Raw genomic sequence first — 13,912 nt, forward strand, 5'->3', positions numbered from 1 at the left:
GACGGTTCGACGTGAACTTCCGCCATGTCATTCGATGGCAAAATATGGCAATTCATGCTTTTTTGCGGCTTTTCATCTGGATGTCATCTCGCGTCGCGATAGTGCGGAATCGGGCGCCAGTCCCGCGAGTGAACGGGCCCGTTCGCCTCGAACCCGGGAATACGTCCATGGGACGCAACTAGCAGCAACCGATACGCCCGCCGCCGAAGGCGGCGGCGCGCGTCATCTCGACAGAAGGAACGTGCAATCGTGAACGCCATCGCAGCGGCAGATTCTTATGACGTGATCGTCGTCGGCGCCGGCATCGTCGGCCTCGCCCACGCCTATACGGCGGCACTCAAGGGGCTGCGCGTTTGCGTGATCGAACGCGATGCCACATGCGTGGGCGCATCGATCCGCAATTTCGGCTTCGTCACCGTCACCGGGCAGCACGCCGAACATAGCTGGCGGCGTGCGCGGGCGAGCCGCGAGGTCTGGGCGGACGTCGCGCCGCAAGCCGGCATCGACGTGCTGCACCAGGGCCTGCACCTGATTGCGCGTCGCCCCGAGGCGATGCACCTGATCGATGCCTTCATGCAGACCGGTATGGCCGACGGCTGCCGGGTCATGACGCCCGGCGAAGCGGCGGCCGTGGCGCCGGAGTTGCGCCTGGACGGCGCGCAAGGCGTGCTGCACAGCCCGCATGAACTGCGGATCGAGCCGCGTACCGCCATCGGGTTGCTGGCGTCCTGGCTGGCGGAACGCTTCGGCGTGCGGTTTCGCTACGGCGAGATGGTGCACGAGGTGCGCACGCCGACCGTGCGTACGTCGCGCGGCGTGTTGCACGCGGAGCGCGTGATCGTCTGCGGCAATGCGGACAGCCGTCACCTGTATGGCGACTGGTTCGCGCGGCACGAGGTGCGGCTGTGCCAGTTGCAGATGCTGCGCGTGCGGCCGCGCCGCCCGCTGGCGCTGCACGCCGCGGTGATGAGCGACCTGAGCCTGTTGCGTTACTCGGGTTTCGCGGCGCTGCCGGCCGCCGACGCATTGCGTACGCGCCTGAAGGCAGAGGAGCCCGTGTGCCTCGGTTACGGCATCCACCTGATCGCGGTGCAGAGCGCCGACGGTAGTCTCGTGGTGGGCGATTCGCATGAATACGGCGCCGCACCGCTGCCGTTTGCAACGCAGGAGATCGATGCGCAGATCCTGCGTCTGCTGCACGAGACGCTCGATATGCCGGAACTGGACATCGTCGAACGCTGGACCGGCAGCTATCCGTCGGCAGCCGATGCCGATTGCGTGATCGAGGCGCCGGATGACGGCACGCGCGTGGTCGTCGTGACGAGCGGCGCCGGGATGAGCACGGGCTTCGGGATCGCGCAGGACGTGTTTGCCGCTTGGTGATGGCGCGGGCATGCGCGTCACCCAGTCGCCGGGTTCGCGGGACGCGCGCGGTTGATGATCGATGGAGCTGCCCGCGTCGGGCGGGGCGGGTTTATCGATGACGCACGTCCCTGACATGCCTGCTTTTCTGCATGCCGATCCTCGGCGGTACGGCGCCGGGGCCGGCGCGATGTTGGTGCGACAGCCCCGGCCGCTCGGCGCCGGGGCATACCTTCATCGTATGAACCTGCTCAATCCTCGTACAGGTTCGGAAACTGCCCCGTCGTGCTGATCACGGTGGTCCGCGTTTCCAGGTACGGTTCAAGCGCGTCGATCCCGTTCTCACGCCCCCAGCCGCTGGCCTTGAAACCGCCGTAAGGCGTCGACCAGCGCAGGAACGAGTAGGTGTTGACCCAGACCATGCCGGCGTCGATGCGGTTCGATACGCGATGCGCCCGTCCGACGTCGCGCGTCCAGAGGCCCGCGGTCAGCCCGTAGGGCGTATCGTTCGCGATCGCAATGGCCTCGTCCTCGCCGTCGAACGGAATCAGCGACGCAATCGGCCCGAAGATTTCCTCGCGGGCGATCCGCATCTGGTTGGTCACGCCTGCAAACACCGTCGGCTCGACGAAATAACCGGCGGCAAGCTCCGGCGTCGTGATCCGCCGGCCGCCGGCCACCAGCTCGGCGCCGTCCTGCTTGCCGGCTTCGACGTAGGACAGCGTCTTGGCCAACTGCACGTCATGCGACTGCGGGCCCATGTGATTCGAGTCGACCGACGGCATGCCGACGCGCACCGCTTTCGCACGGGTTCGGAACGCGTCGACGACGCGATCGTAGATCGGCCGCTCGACCAGCACGCGCGAGCCGAGCGCGCAGCTCTGGCCGGTGAGTCGCCAGGCCGACGCGGTGGCGGCGTTGATCGCGTTGTCGAGATCGGCATCCGCGAAGAGGATATGCGGCGCCTTGCCGCCGAGTTCGAACGTGAAGCGCTTCAGGTTGTCGGCGCCGTCGCGCACCATGTGCTTCGCCGTCTGGCTGGCGCCCGTGAACGAGATTTTGTTGACGTCGGGATGCCTGACCAGATGCGCGCCGGCGGTACGCCCGTAGCCGGGTACGACGTTGAACACGCCCGGCGGAAAGCCCGCTTCGTGAACCAGCCGTGCGAGTTCGAGCGCCGACACCGGGGTCTGCTCGGCGGGCTTCACGACGACGGTGCAACCAGCCGCCAGCGCCGCTCCGACCTTGAGACAGGTGGCGAGCAGCGGCGCATTCCACGGAATGATCGCGCCCACGACGCCGATCGGGACGCGCGTCGTAAATGCATGGACGCTGTCGTCGATCGGGATGGTCGCGCCTTGCGCCTTGTCCGCGAGCGATGCGAACCACTGGTACCACTGCACCTGTGCGGTGAGGCTCACGCGATGTTCGCGGACGAGATTGCCGTTGTCGCGCGACTCGATGACCGCGAGCTCGGGGATCGCCGCGCTGAACAATTCCGCCAGGCGGCGCAGCAGTGCCGCGCGGACATGCCCGGGCGTGCTGCGCCACGTGCCGTGGAAGGCAGTGCGTGCGGCTTCCACCGCCCGATCGATGTCCTGCGGCCCGCCCATCGGCGCGATTGCCCAGGGCCGGCCGGTAGCCGGATCGATGCTCTCGGCCAGTTCGCCGTCGATCGGCTTTACCCACGCACCGTCGATGTACAGATGTTCATGGCGCCTGATCAGCGCGTGATCTGTCGTGGCGAGCGATTCATTCAACATTCGATACTCCGGATGAGTCGTACGTCGTTCGGGAACATCTGCTGCGTGGCATCGGCTCGAACGAAGACATCTGGTTCAGCCGCTGTCGCAGCGTCGATACGTTGCACCGCGGCTCGGTTCGATGCCGGTTCGCGTGTCGCGACCGGTGCCGAGCCCGCGGGGCGGTTGCGTGCTCAGATGGGCGTGTCGGCCACGCCGCCATCCGCGCGCAGTGCTGCACCGGTGGTGGCCGACGCGAGCGGAGAGCAGGTGTAGAGCACGAGGTTGGCCACTTCATCGACCGACTGGAAGCGTCGCGTGATCGAGGACGGGCGCAGCGCGTTGACCAGCTCCGCGCCTTGCGCCTCGATGGTCTTGCCGGTGCGACGGATCTCCGCTTCCAGGAAGGTCTGGACGCCTTCGCTCAACGTCGGCCCCGGCAGCACCGCGTTCACCGTGACGCCCGTGCCGGCCATGCGCTTCGCGAGGCCGCGCGAGATGCCGAGCAGTGCGGTCTTGGTCATCGTGTAGTGCAGCATGTCGGGCGGCGTGCTGATCCCGCACTCGGAACTGATGAACACGACGCGGCCCCAGTCGCGTTTGCCCATCGCCGGCAGGTAGGCGCGCGACAGGCGGATGCCGGACATCAGGTTGACGTCGAAATACCGTTGCCAGGTGGCGTCCGGAATGTCGAAGAAATCGGCGGTTTCGAAAATGGCCGCGTTGTTGACGAGGATGTCGCAGTCGGGCACTTGCGTGACGAGCCGGTCGCAGCCGGCAGCAGTCGACAGATCGGCGGCCGCGCCGCGCACCTTCGCACCGGGAATCTCGGCTTTGATGGCCGCGACCGCCGTTGCGATCCGTTGCTCGTCGATGTCGTTCACGACCACGTCGGCACCGCATGCCGCGAACTGCTTCGCAATGGCGCGGCCGATGCCCTGGGCTGCGCCGGTCACGACGGCAACCTTGCCGGTCAACGTTATCTGCATGATGTCTCCTGGGGGTTTTTATTGCGTTGGCGCTGACGCGAAGCAAGCGACGGACGTGATGAATTCGCCCGGTTTCGGCGATCGTTCGTTCCGAATGTCGTGTCTGAATGCGTCGAACGCGGATCTCGGTCCGGTCTCGATCGGGAACCCGTCGACTGGATTCCGGGGCGGCTGTCGCTTCGCCGGACAATTGCGCCGCATGGCATCGTAAGTGACGGATGCCGAACCCGGCATGCGGCTGCGTCCGCTTTTATTGCTAGATCGTACAAATCGGCATCGCGTACGGTTGGCACATGAATGCCGGCGTCCGGATCGCGCGATCGAGTGCGCCCTCCATCGCGCACGTCGCGTTGCCGGATCGACGCGGTCAAGTTTTCAAAGTACGGAATGCTCGCGCCGCTCGAATTGACTTTGCCGCGACGCACGAATCATCCTGACAACGCGCAGTTCGCTGCATATCCGGCGCGGGATTTCACGTCGCCGGCCACAATACATTTGCGTGGCGCGCCACCCGCATTCATTCGCGCATCGGGCAACGCACTCGAGCCGCGGCGTGAATCGATCGACCGGCACGTCACGGCAGGAGACAGGCAATGAAGTTCGAGAGCGGCGCCGTTGCGTCGGCACCCGTATCAACCGACGTCACCGCAACGATCGCCGCCCATGTCGCGCACGTTGCGAACGGGCACCTGACCGACGCCGACACGGAAGCGTTGCGCCGGCTGTTCCTCGACAATTTCATCGTGTCGCAATGGGGTGTGACCCGGCCGTGGACCGGCCAGATCACGGAATGGACGCGCCGCTTTGCGAACACCGGCGCGAGCCCCGTGCCGGGTTGCGAATGGACGGCGGAAGCCTCCATTGCCGCATTGGTGCATGGCACGGCATCGCACAGCTACGAACTCGACGATACGCATAACGCCACGCTGAGCCATCCGGGCGCGGCCGTCATTCCCGCGGCACTCGCCGTGGCGGCGGACATCGACGCGTCGCAGGCACAGTTGTTCCGTGCTGTGGCAGCGGGCTACGAGGCGATGGCGCTGGTCGGCGTCGCGGCGGGCGGCCTCGAGACCGTGCATCGCGGCTTCCATCCTACGGCGATCTTCGGTGCATTCGGCGCCGCCACCGCGTGTGCGGCGCTATATGCCTTTCAACGCGGCGAGCCGGTGACCGATGAGTCGCTGATTCGCGCATGGGGCCACGCGTTGTCGCAGGCCAGCGGATCGATGCAGTTTTCCGCGGAAGCATCCGGCGGCGAGGTGAAGCGGGTTCATGCGGGTTTTGCGGCCCGTAACGGCGTACTGGCCGCGGCGTTCGCGCAGATGGATGCCGTCACGGCGCCGCGGCTCGCGGTCGAAGGCGTCTACGGGCTGGCCGCGCTGTTCGGGGGCCCGCTGCAAGCGGTCGCGCCGTCGGCGCAGTTGCAGATCCACGAGATCAGTTTCAAGCCGTACGCGTGTTGCCGCCTGTTCCATTCGACCATCGACGCGCTTGGCGATTTGACCGACAACTTCAGCGTACCGACCGCCGGCCTTCGCGAGATCGTCATCAGCGGCCCGCAACTGATCGCCGATCAGCACATGCTCGCGCGGCCGACGTCGACGATGGCCGCGCAATACAGCTGCCCGTACATCGTGGGCGCGACGCTCGCTTACGGCCCGTATCGCTACGACGTCTACGACGACGCGTTTCTCGACGATCCGCAGATCCGGCGAATCGCGGGGCTCGTGCGCTTCGAACTCAGCGAAGCGCTGACGCAGTATTACCCGACGCGATTCGCCACCGGCGCGGCGATTCGCTTCGAGGACGGCGCGGCACGCTCGGCGATCGTGATCGACAGCGTCGGCACACCCGCACGGCCGCTGACCGTCGAGCAGATCCTCGCGAAGGGCGATGGCCCGGCGTCGCGGGCCCCGGCATCGGCGGCCACCGGCACGCAACTGGCCGCGCTGCTGTGGGACGACGCCCAGGGCAGTCGCGCGCTGGCGCACGCATTCGCCCGGGCGTCGCACGAGGCGGGCCGGCAATGGAGGCAATCATGAGCATCGAGTCGACTCCCCCATCGACGCTGGGCGTGACCCGCGAGCCGCTCCATGCGAGGCACATCGCGTTCGAGGCGTTCCGGCGCAGCGACGGCCTGTTCGAAGTCGAAGGGCAGGTCACGGATCGCAAGCCGAACGACTTCACTCCGCCGAGCGGCCTGCGCGTGGTGCGGGCGAACGAGCCGATCCACGATATCGGCTTGCGGGTCGTATTCGATCTCGACATGATCGTGCGAGCGGTCAGCACGTTCATTCGCGCGTATCCGTACCGCGAGTGTCCGGGCGGCGGCGAATCGCTGCAGGCGCTCGTCGGGTTGCGGATCGGTGCGGGCTGGAGCGGCGAAGTACGCAAGCGCCTGCCGCCCGGCGACACGTGCACGCATCTGCGGGAACTCCTGATGCCGCTCGCGACGGCGGCCATTCAGGCCGTCAATCCGTTGCGCTCGCAAGCGTTGCTGGATGCGACCGATGCCGGCGGCAAGCCGCTCAAGATCGACAGTTGCTATGCGTACGGTGCGTCGCGGGAACTCGTGATGCAACGCTGGCCGGCATTTCACCGGCCGGTGCGGGATTGAAACCGTCGTGCGATGGATGGGCTGACTCGATGCAGCGGACAGCATTCCCCATGGACCCGCTATCGGACATTCTTTCCCTGCTGAAGCCCGGTAGCCAGTTCCACGCCGGGCTCGATGCCGCCGGCGCGTGGTCGTTCGCGTTTCCCGAATACGAGGGCATCAAGTTCGCCGCCGTGCTGCAAGGCGGCTGCTGGGCGATCATCGACGGCGTGGAGGCGCCCATCCGCTTCGAGAAAGGGGATTGCTTCCTGCTGAACCGCGGGCGCCGGATCGTGCTGTCCACCGACCTCGCACTCGAACCGCAAGACTCGACCGCCGTGATGGAGGCGGTCGCGCGCGAAGGCATCGCCGTTCATAACGGCGGGGGCGAAGTCCTGCTGATCAGCGGGTTCTTCGGGTTTTCCGACCGGTATGCCGCGATGCCGTTCGACGCACTGCCGCCGCTCATCAGTACGCCCCGGATGTCCAGCCAGGCGGAGGTGCTGCGCTGGTCGCTCGACCAGCTGACGTCCGAGCTGCGCGATCCGCAACCTGGCGGCGCACTGGTGTCGAATCACCTGATGCACCTGATGCTCGTGCAGGTGCTGCGGCTTCACCTGATGACATCGCCTGCCGGCGCGGCGGACGGATGGTTCATGGCGCTGTCCGACCGGCGCATCGGTGCGGCCATCGGCGCGATTCACTCGAATCCGGCACACCACTGGACGCTGGAGGAACTGGCGCGCGTCGCCGGGCTGTCGCGGACGATCTTCGCGCAGCGCTTCAAGGATCTGGTGGGCGCCACGACGATCCATTACCTCACGCGCTGGCGCATGCTGACGGCGGCGAATCGGCTGCGCAGCGGCGACGACACCATTGCGTCGATTGCGTTCTCCCTCGGCTACGAATCGGAGAGCGCCTTTTGCACGGCATTCAAGCGAACGATGTGCTGTTCGCCGACGCAATATCGCCGGCAGCCATAGGGCACGAATGCGGCGATGCATGGCCGTCGAAGGCGCGACGGCACGCGTCGCGACGGATTCTGCCGGCGCCATTCACCACTCAACCCGTCAGGTGGCACGCGGCGCGCAGCGCGCAGGCCGCGGGCGAGTCGCGACTGTCCCCGGGCAACCTGGGGGCGCCTCCCGATGCGGACAGGCCGGAAATTCGTACGATCGGAAAATAGAAGCGGACTATCGAGCAATGCCCGCGAGCCCGGCAAAAAATAACATCATGGTGTGTCCGATCAGGCAAGCCGGCGGCAGTCGGGCATCGGACGCCGGCTGACCGGCTTCGGCATGCATGCCGAAGCCTGAGCGACACACAAAAGTACAGATCAGGAGACAGCGTAATGGCAAGCAAGGATATGAGCCTCGAGGCGAAGATCGGTCGACTCGTCGACGGCCACGAGATCAGGACGTTGATGTCGAAGTACTGCCACGGCATCGACAAGAAGGACGAAGCCACCTTCATGAGCATCTGGGCCGACGACGGCGTGTACGAACTGCCGCGCGGACAGACCACCGGCATCGACGGGATCCGGCAACTCGTCCACAAGGTGTGGCGGGAAGTGCCGAAGTGCCACCACCACATCACCAATCCGCTGATCGATATCGACGGCGACCGCGCGGCGGCGAAAACCGACGTGATCTATTACCGGCAAACCGAGGACGGCGTGCTGCAACTGCTCTCCGGGACGTACGCGTTCCGGTTCGCGAGAATCGCCGGCGAGTGGAAGACGACCTACCTGAAGTTCGCGAGCTTCGACACGGTCAGCCCGGTTTTCAAGGAAAACATCGGCGGGTGATGCGCTGATTCGACGGCAACGCCGGCGTCGGTCGGCGTTGCCGGGGCGGGTCATGAACTCATTAAATATTTAGGAATCCGTTGTGAAGCGCCGGCGTCGATCACCGATGCCGGACAGCAGTCATTCTTGAATCAGCTAAGACAGAACAAGGAGGAGTGTGATGAATCACGATGCAGCATCCGGTTCGGGCCAATTGCCGAAAGGTTTCGAGGATCTCGAGCCGTTCCTGGCCGCATGGAGCACACCGACGTCGCATGAACGATGGATCCGCCGTGCGGCGATGCCGTACGACGAGATCGTGAGGTTCTACGACGCGATGTTCGCGCGGGCGGAGGAGGCGACCGTCTACCTGGAGCAGTTCCCGCTTGACGACATGCCTGAGCCGGCCGGGAATCTGTTTCGCCTGCTGCTTTCACTGTGCCACGCATCCGTTGCGGTCGAGATGCACCAGGCGCCCGGTATCAAGCATGCACCGCCGCAACATGCGCTGCAGATCGTGACGGGCTTCCAGCCTCACGGATGATTCCAGGCCGTCATCGACGGGAATTGCGTTGCATAAAAAATGGAGGAGTGCAAATGAATAATCCGATGGATTTCAACGGAAATTTCACCGAATCGGTCGGCCTGGAAACCGGCGCCGTGCCCACGTCGATTTATACCGATGCTGCACAGTACGAAATCGAACGCGAGCGGATCTTTCGTCGCGCGTGGCTGATGGTCGGGCGCGTCGAGCGCATCCCGAAGCCGGGCGATTTCTTCGTGAAGCAGCTTGCGGTGCTGAACGCATCGGTCATCGTCGCGCGCTCGGAAGACGGCACGATTCGCGCATTTCACAACGTCTGCGCTCACCGCGCGAACATCGTCGAGCACCGCGCGTCCGGCAATGCGAAGCGCTTCGTGTGCCGATACCACAGCTGGGGATACGACAATGCCGGGCAGCTGGCGCACGTGCCTGACGAATCCGGGTTCTTCGGCCTCGACAAGAAGAAATGCGGGCTGACACCGGTCGCTATGGAGATCTGGGAGGGCTGGATCTTCGTCAACCTCGCGCCGGAACCCGAACTCAGCCTCGCGGAATTCCTCGGGCCGATTGCCGACGCGCTCACCGGCATCGAGTACCAGAACCCGGATCACCCGATCGTGCTGCGCGGAGAATTCAACGCGAACTGGAAGGCCGTCGCCGAGAATTTCAGCGAGGCCTATCACGTGGCATCGATCCACCCGAAGACGCTGGCGCCGTTCTACATCGGGCAACAGAACCCGTTCGGCAGGCCGATCAGCGTCCGGCTTCACGGCCCGCATCGCTCGATGTCGTGGTGGCTCAACCCGATCGCGCAGCCGTTCGCGAAATCGAAGGTCGCGCAATGGCTGTTCTCGGCCGACCATTCGGTGACGGGCACCCGCAAGGCGGGGCAGGTCAACTCGGTCGTCGAGCACAAGGGCGTGAACCCGACGAAGCACGAGCACTGGGCGAGCGACGTCAACTGGTTCTTCCCGAACTGGCACCTGCAGATCTCGGCCAATCAGTTCTGGACGCACGAGTTCTGGCCGACGTCGGCGTCGACGACCGTCTGGGAGGCGCGCTTCTACTACAAGAAGGCGACGACGGTCCGCGAGCGCCTGCAGCTCGAGCATTTCACGTCCCACATCACCGATTCGATGCTCGAGGACCTGGGCAACATCGAAAGCATGCAGGTCGGCATGGCGTCCGGCGCGAAGCCGGTCATCTACTTCAACGAGAGCGAGGTCCTGTGCCGTCACGGGATCGAGCAGGTCGTCAAGTGGTCGGCGGCGCCGACGGCGAAGGCCGCGCTCGACTGACCGGCGCAGCGGCCGACCTCGTCGATCGCGCCAACGGCAACGGATCGGGCGGGCGGCGAGGCGGCCGGCGAGCGCGTAGCGTCGCCTCGTCGGCCGACCGGTTGCCGGATCGCATCGTCAATCGGGCAAGAAAAATCAGGGCGAAGTGGCGGGCCGGCTCGGCCCCGAAGGCAGCGGTCACTGGCCGCGCCGGACGGGCGCGCGCTCGCGCTCGCCGTTCCAGGAGGAGGCATGACGAGTGGGGTGGGCGGGCTGACAGTCCGCGTGGCGGCGAAACGTGAGGAAGCCGTCGGCATTTGCAGTTTCGAGCTGGTCAGGACGGACGGCCGGCCGATGCCGGCGTTTTCGGCCGGCTCGCATATCGACGTGGCGGTACCGGGCGGGCCGACGCGACAGTATTCGCTGTGCAACGCGCCCGAAGAAGGGCATCGCTATCAGATCTCGATACTGCGCGACCCGAACTCGCGCGGCGGATCGGCGGGCATGCACGATCGGGTGCAGGTCGGCGACGAGCTCGCGATCAGTGTTCCGAAAAACCATTTCCCGCTCGCGCACGATGCGACGCGCAGCCTGTTGATGGCCGGCGGCATCGGCGTGACGCCGATTCTCTGCATGGCGGAGCGGCTGGCGGCGATCGGCGCGCCGTTCGAGATGCACTACTGCGCGCGTTCGCGTGCACGCACCGCATTTCTCGATCGCATTTCCCGCGCAACGTATGCGCGTCACGTGCAGTTCCATTTCGACGATCAGCCGGATACCCCGACATTCGATATCGCCGCCCGGCTCGCACGGCCCGAGAGCGGAACGCACCTGTACGTGTGCGGACCGACCGGGTTCATGGACGCCGTGCTGGGCGCCGCCCGCGCGGCCGGCTGGCCGGAAGCGCAGTTGCACTACGAGTTCTTTGCGGCCGGGGAAAGTCCGGCGGCCGACAGCGAACGCTTCGAGGTCGAGGTGGCGAGTTCAGGGCAGGTGGTGATGGTCGAAGAGGACGAATCGATCGTCCAGGCGCTCGCGAGGGTGGGGATCGAGATCGAGACGTCGTGCGGGCAGGGCGTATGCCGTACGTGCGAGACGCGCGTACTGGCCGGCGAGCCGGACCATCGCGACATGTGCCTCACGCCCGCGGAGCGGGCGGACAACGATCGATTGATGCCGTGCTGCTCGCGTTCGAAATCGGCACGGCTGGTGCTCGATCTGTAGGCCCGGGCGATCGCCGATCGCCCGGCAGGTTGATCCATGGAGGAGACACGTATGGGAATCAGGATTGTATGGCAGGCAGAAAACCGTTCGAACGACGCGGACTTCGGCGGCGTGCGCGAGACCTATGGCGCGATGCTGAAGTTCGCGCAGCAGATTGCGCGGCCGGACACCGAGATCACGCTGCGCTATATGGAGGACGCGCCGCGGTCGTTCGCGAATAACCTGCTTTACCCGCGCGCCGTCACGAAGGTTCAGGTGGTGAACAGGATCGTCGATGCGGAGAAGGAGGGCTTCGATGCCGCGCTGGCCGGCGTCTGCATCATCGATGCGTACTCGCAGGAATGCCGGCAGGCGGTCAGGATGCCGGTGCTGGGCGGCGCGGAGTCGACGATGCTAATGGCGCAGCTGGTCGGCAAGAAGTTTGCGTGGGTGACGATCGCACCCGCCTTCATCGAGCCGTTCGAAGCGCACATCCGGCTGCATGGCTGGGAGCACCGGGCCATCCGGAACCAGCCGGTGCGGGCGCTCGATCCGTCGTGCTGGCCCGCCATCGTCGATGCCGCGAACGGCAAACCGGATCGATGGATCGAGATGTTCGACGAAGCCGCGCAGGCATGCGTGCGGGACGGTGCCGATACCGTGCTGTGCGGTTGCAATCCCGGTGGAGCGCTGCTTGCGCTGGCCGGCTACACCGAGGTGCGAGGGACGGGCGTGCCCGTGATCGTCGGCCCCGCGGCCATGGTGAAGCTCGCGGAGTCGATGGTCGACCTGAGGCGGAGCATCGGCCTGACCAAGTCGGAAGCGGTTGCTGGCGCCTATCGAACGACGCCGCCGCACATTCTCGAGGAGCTTCAGGCGATGGGGAAGAAGCTGCTGGCATGACGCAGCGGCGGCACTGGTCGAAGTCGCGGAGACGACGTCGCGGATGACTGCCGCGACAGGCCATGTGCCGCTACCTGAGCGCAAAGCGCGGGCGGGCCACCGCGGCCGGCCCCGTAAACGCCGGCCCGCGGCCGTGCGACGGAAATCGGGCTGCCGGTGCGTGGCCCGTGCCTGACCAGCAGGACGATGGCAGGCGGCAGGAAGCAGGACGGGATGTACATCGATTCGGCTTCACCTTACATAACCGATTTATTTCGGATATCAAAATGATTACATGGTTCGGAGATCGTCACCTTTCGTCGACGCAAAAGCTGTTCGCGTTCGGCATTGCAATGCTGCCTGCCTGTGCATGCGCACAGAGCAGCGTCACCCTCTACGGAACGCTGGATGTCGGTCTTCTGTTCACGAACAAGACGATGGGTTCGACGGCCCAGGGCAACGCGGGCAAGCAGTTCAGTCTGATCAACGCGGGGCTCGAGCCGTCCGCGTTCGGTTTGCAGGGGAAGGAGGACCTGGGCGGCGGGATGAAGATGACGTTCAAGCTGGAGAGCGGCGTCAGCCTCGTCAATGGCGGTTTCGACAACAGCAACGGCAATTTCTTCGGTCGCCAGGCATGGCTCGCGCTCGACGGCGCATTCGGCCAGTTGAAGGCCGGCGTACAGTATTCGCCTTTCGTTCTCGCGATTTACGAATCGGACCCGCGCAATGCGGGACAGTTCGGCACCGCGTTTTCGGTGTACGCCGACCAGACGTTCTCCGGCACGTTCAATCCGAACGCCGTCACCTATACGAGCCCGCAGTTCGCCGGCTTCTCCACGAGCATGATGTACGCGCCCGGCGGGATGCCCGGCGATTTCCGCGCGGGGCAGCAGTATTCGGTCGCCGTTCGATACCAGTACAGCGGGCTGGTCGTCAATGCGGCGATGTATGACTCCAGCGAAGGAAAGAGCAACGCCGGATTGACGACGTTCCAGCAGCCGTTCTCCGGGCGCATGATCGGCGTGCTCTACAACTTCGGCGCGTTCACGGCGAAGGGCTCGTTCACCAGCTACAAGGTCCCGACGACCGTCGCCAACGGTGTCGCGAGCGGGGGCGGCAACAACATATGGAACGTGGGGTTCGACTGCTACGTGCTCCCGCAGCTGAATATCAACTCTGGCTTGTGGTATGTCCGGGATCCGCATGATTCGGCCAACCATGGCCTCGTCGGGGCGCTGACCGCGCGATACTTCCTGTCGAAATCGACGTCGCTGTATGCCGAGATCGGGGCGGCGAACAATCACGGTCATGAGCGCCTCGGCCTGTCGATTGATAATGCGCTGTACGGCGTACCGGGCACGACTGTCGGCGCGATTGTCGGGATCAACAAGCGTTTCTAGTTGAACACGGTGTGCTTGCGACGCGATGCAACGTGTGGCGCTGCGTCGGGCGGTCACCCGCGACCCGTTACCGGCTTTGACTTGCCCGCATGTCGGGGCGTACCGCCCGGCCACGGCGTGTCGCTTCCCGA

At 65.4% G+C, this 13,912-nt stretch carries 12 protein-coding genes; 10 read left to right on the forward strand and 2 right to left on the reverse strand.

Annotated features, from left to right (window positions below; genetic code table 11):
* Nucleotides 1-249: 249 nt before the first annotated feature.
* Entirely contained in the window at nt 250-1,383 is a 1,134-nt protein-coding gene (locus G3N99_RS00070) for a TIGR03364 family FAD-dependent oxidoreductase (RefSeq protein WP_346778446.1), read from the forward strand.
* Nucleotides 1,384-1,613: 230 nt separating this feature from the next.
* Here G3N99_RS00070 and G3N99_RS00075 read toward each other — a convergent pair whose 3' ends face one another.
* Both G3N99_RS00075 and G3N99_RS00080 read right to left on the reverse strand, forming a co-directional pair.
* Complete coding sequence (locus G3N99_RS00075) at nt 1,614-3,125, reverse strand: aldehyde dehydrogenase (RefSeq protein ID WP_206121263.1); 1,512 nt, start codon at nt 3,123-3,125, stop codon at nt 1,614-1,616.
* Between the two features lie 173 nt (nt 3,126-3,298).
* Nucleotides 3,299-4,093, reverse strand: coding sequence for an SDR family oxidoreductase (locus G3N99_RS00080; protein WP_206121264.1), 795 nt, complete (start codon nt 4,091-4,093; stop codon nt 3,299-3,301).
* A gap of 593 nt (nt 4,094-4,686) precedes the next feature.
* On the opposite strand from G3N99_RS00080, the gene G3N99_RS00085 reads away from it, so the two are divergent.
* The 9 genes from G3N99_RS00085 to G3N99_RS00125 all read left to right on the forward strand — a co-directional run bounded on the left by G3N99_RS00085 (nt 4,687) and on the right by G3N99_RS00125 (nt 13,781).
* Complete coding sequence (locus tag G3N99_RS00085; protein ID WP_206121265.1) at nt 4,687-6,135, forward strand: MmgE/PrpD family protein; 1,449 nt, start codon at nt 4,687-4,689, stop codon at nt 6,133-6,135.
* Nucleotides 6,132-6,710 (forward strand): DUF2889 domain-containing protein, encoded by a 579-nt coding sequence (locus G3N99_RS00090; RefSeq protein WP_241011327.1) that lies wholly within the window; start codon nt 6,132-6,134, stop codon nt 6,708-6,710. The genes G3N99_RS00085 and G3N99_RS00090 overlap by 4 nt, the downstream gene beginning before the upstream one ends.
* Before the next feature lie 50 nt (nt 6,711-6,760).
* Entirely contained in the window at nt 6,761-7,672 is a 912-nt protein-coding gene (locus G3N99_RS00095; protein ID WP_174932308.1) for an AraC family transcriptional regulator, read from the forward strand.
* A gap of 368 nt (nt 7,673-8,040) precedes the next feature.
* Complete coding sequence (locus G3N99_RS00100) at nt 8,041-8,496, forward strand: nuclear transport factor 2 family protein (RefSeq protein WP_206121268.1); 456 nt, start codon at nt 8,041-8,043, stop codon at nt 8,494-8,496.
* Between the two features lie 160 nt (nt 8,497-8,656).
* Nucleotides 8,657-9,019, forward strand: coding sequence for a hypothetical protein (locus G3N99_RS00105; RefSeq protein WP_174932312.1), 363 nt, complete (start codon nt 8,657-8,659; stop codon nt 9,017-9,019).
* 53 nt (nt 9,020-9,072) lie between these two features.
* On the forward strand, nt 9,073-10,317 hold the full coding sequence (locus G3N99_RS00110; RefSeq protein WP_206121269.1) for an aromatic ring-hydroxylating dioxygenase subunit alpha: 1,245 nt from the start codon (nt 9,073-9,075) through the stop codon (nt 10,315-10,317).
* A 231-nt stretch (nt 10,318-10,548) separates the two neighbouring features.
* Nucleotides 10,549-11,520 carry a PDR/VanB family oxidoreductase gene (locus G3N99_RS00115; protein WP_206121270.1) on the forward strand — a complete coding sequence of 324 codons (972 nt, stop codon included), beginning with the start codon at nt 10,549-10,551 and terminating at the stop codon, nt 11,518-11,520.
* 51 nt (nt 11,521-11,571) lie between these two features.
* Nucleotides 11,572-12,402 carry an aspartate/glutamate racemase family protein gene (locus tag G3N99_RS00120; protein WP_174938070.1) on the forward strand — a complete coding sequence of 277 codons (831 nt, stop codon included), beginning with the start codon at nt 11,572-11,574 and terminating at the stop codon, nt 12,400-12,402.
* A gap of 62 nt (nt 12,403-12,464) precedes the next feature.
* On the forward strand, nt 12,465-13,781 hold the full coding sequence (locus G3N99_RS00125) for a porin (RefSeq protein WP_241011328.1): 1,317 nt from the start codon (nt 12,465-12,467) through the stop codon (nt 13,779-13,781).
* Nucleotides 13,782-13,912 lie beyond the last annotated feature (131 nt).

Origin of the sequence: Burkholderia sp. Ac-20392, from assembly GCF_017104585.1 — a bacterium.
GTDB classification, from domain to species: Bacteria; Pseudomonadota; Gammaproteobacteria; order Burkholderiales; family Burkholderiaceae; genus Burkholderia; species Burkholderia lata.

Coding starts and splice junctions, on each gene's coding strand:
- G3N99_RS00105 (WP_174932312.1), top strand. CDS start 8,657: ATGAATCACGATGCAGCATCCGGTTCGGGCCAATTGCCGAAAGGTTTC.
- G3N99_RS00125 (WP_241011328.1), top strand. CDS start 12,465: ATGTGCCGCTACCTGAGCGCAAAGCGCGGGCGGGCCACCGCGGCCGGC.
- G3N99_RS00110 (WP_206121269.1), top strand. CDS start 9,073: ATGAATAATCCGATGGATTTCAACGGAAATTTCACCGAATCGGTCGGC.
- G3N99_RS00095 (WP_174932308.1), top strand. CDS start 6,761: ATGGACCCGCTATCGGACATTCTTTCCCTGCTGAAGCCCGGTAGCCAG.
- G3N99_RS00090 (WP_241011327.1), top strand. CDS start 6,132: ATGAGCATCGAGTCGACTCCCCCATCGACGCTGGGCGTGACCCGCGAG.
- G3N99_RS00120 (WP_174938070.1), top strand. CDS start 11,572: ATGGGAATCAGGATTGTATGGCAGGCAGAAAACCGTTCGAACGACGCG.
- G3N99_RS00100 (WP_206121268.1), top strand. CDS start 8,041: ATGGCAAGCAAGGATATGAGCCTCGAGGCGAAGATCGGTCGACTCGTC.
- G3N99_RS00075 (WP_206121263.1), bottom strand. CDS start 3,125: ATGTTGAATGAATCGCTCGCCACGACAGATCACGCGCTGATCAGGCGC.
- G3N99_RS00115 (WP_206121270.1), top strand. CDS start 10,549: ATGACGAGTGGGGTGGGCGGGCTGACAGTCCGCGTGGCGGCGAAACGT.
- G3N99_RS00085 (WP_206121265.1), top strand. CDS start 4,687: ATGAAGTTCGAGAGCGGCGCCGTTGCGTCGGCACCCGTATCAACCGAC.
- G3N99_RS00080 (WP_206121264.1), bottom strand. CDS start 4,093: ATGCAGATAACGTTGACCGGCAAGGTTGCCGTCGTGACCGGCGCAGCC.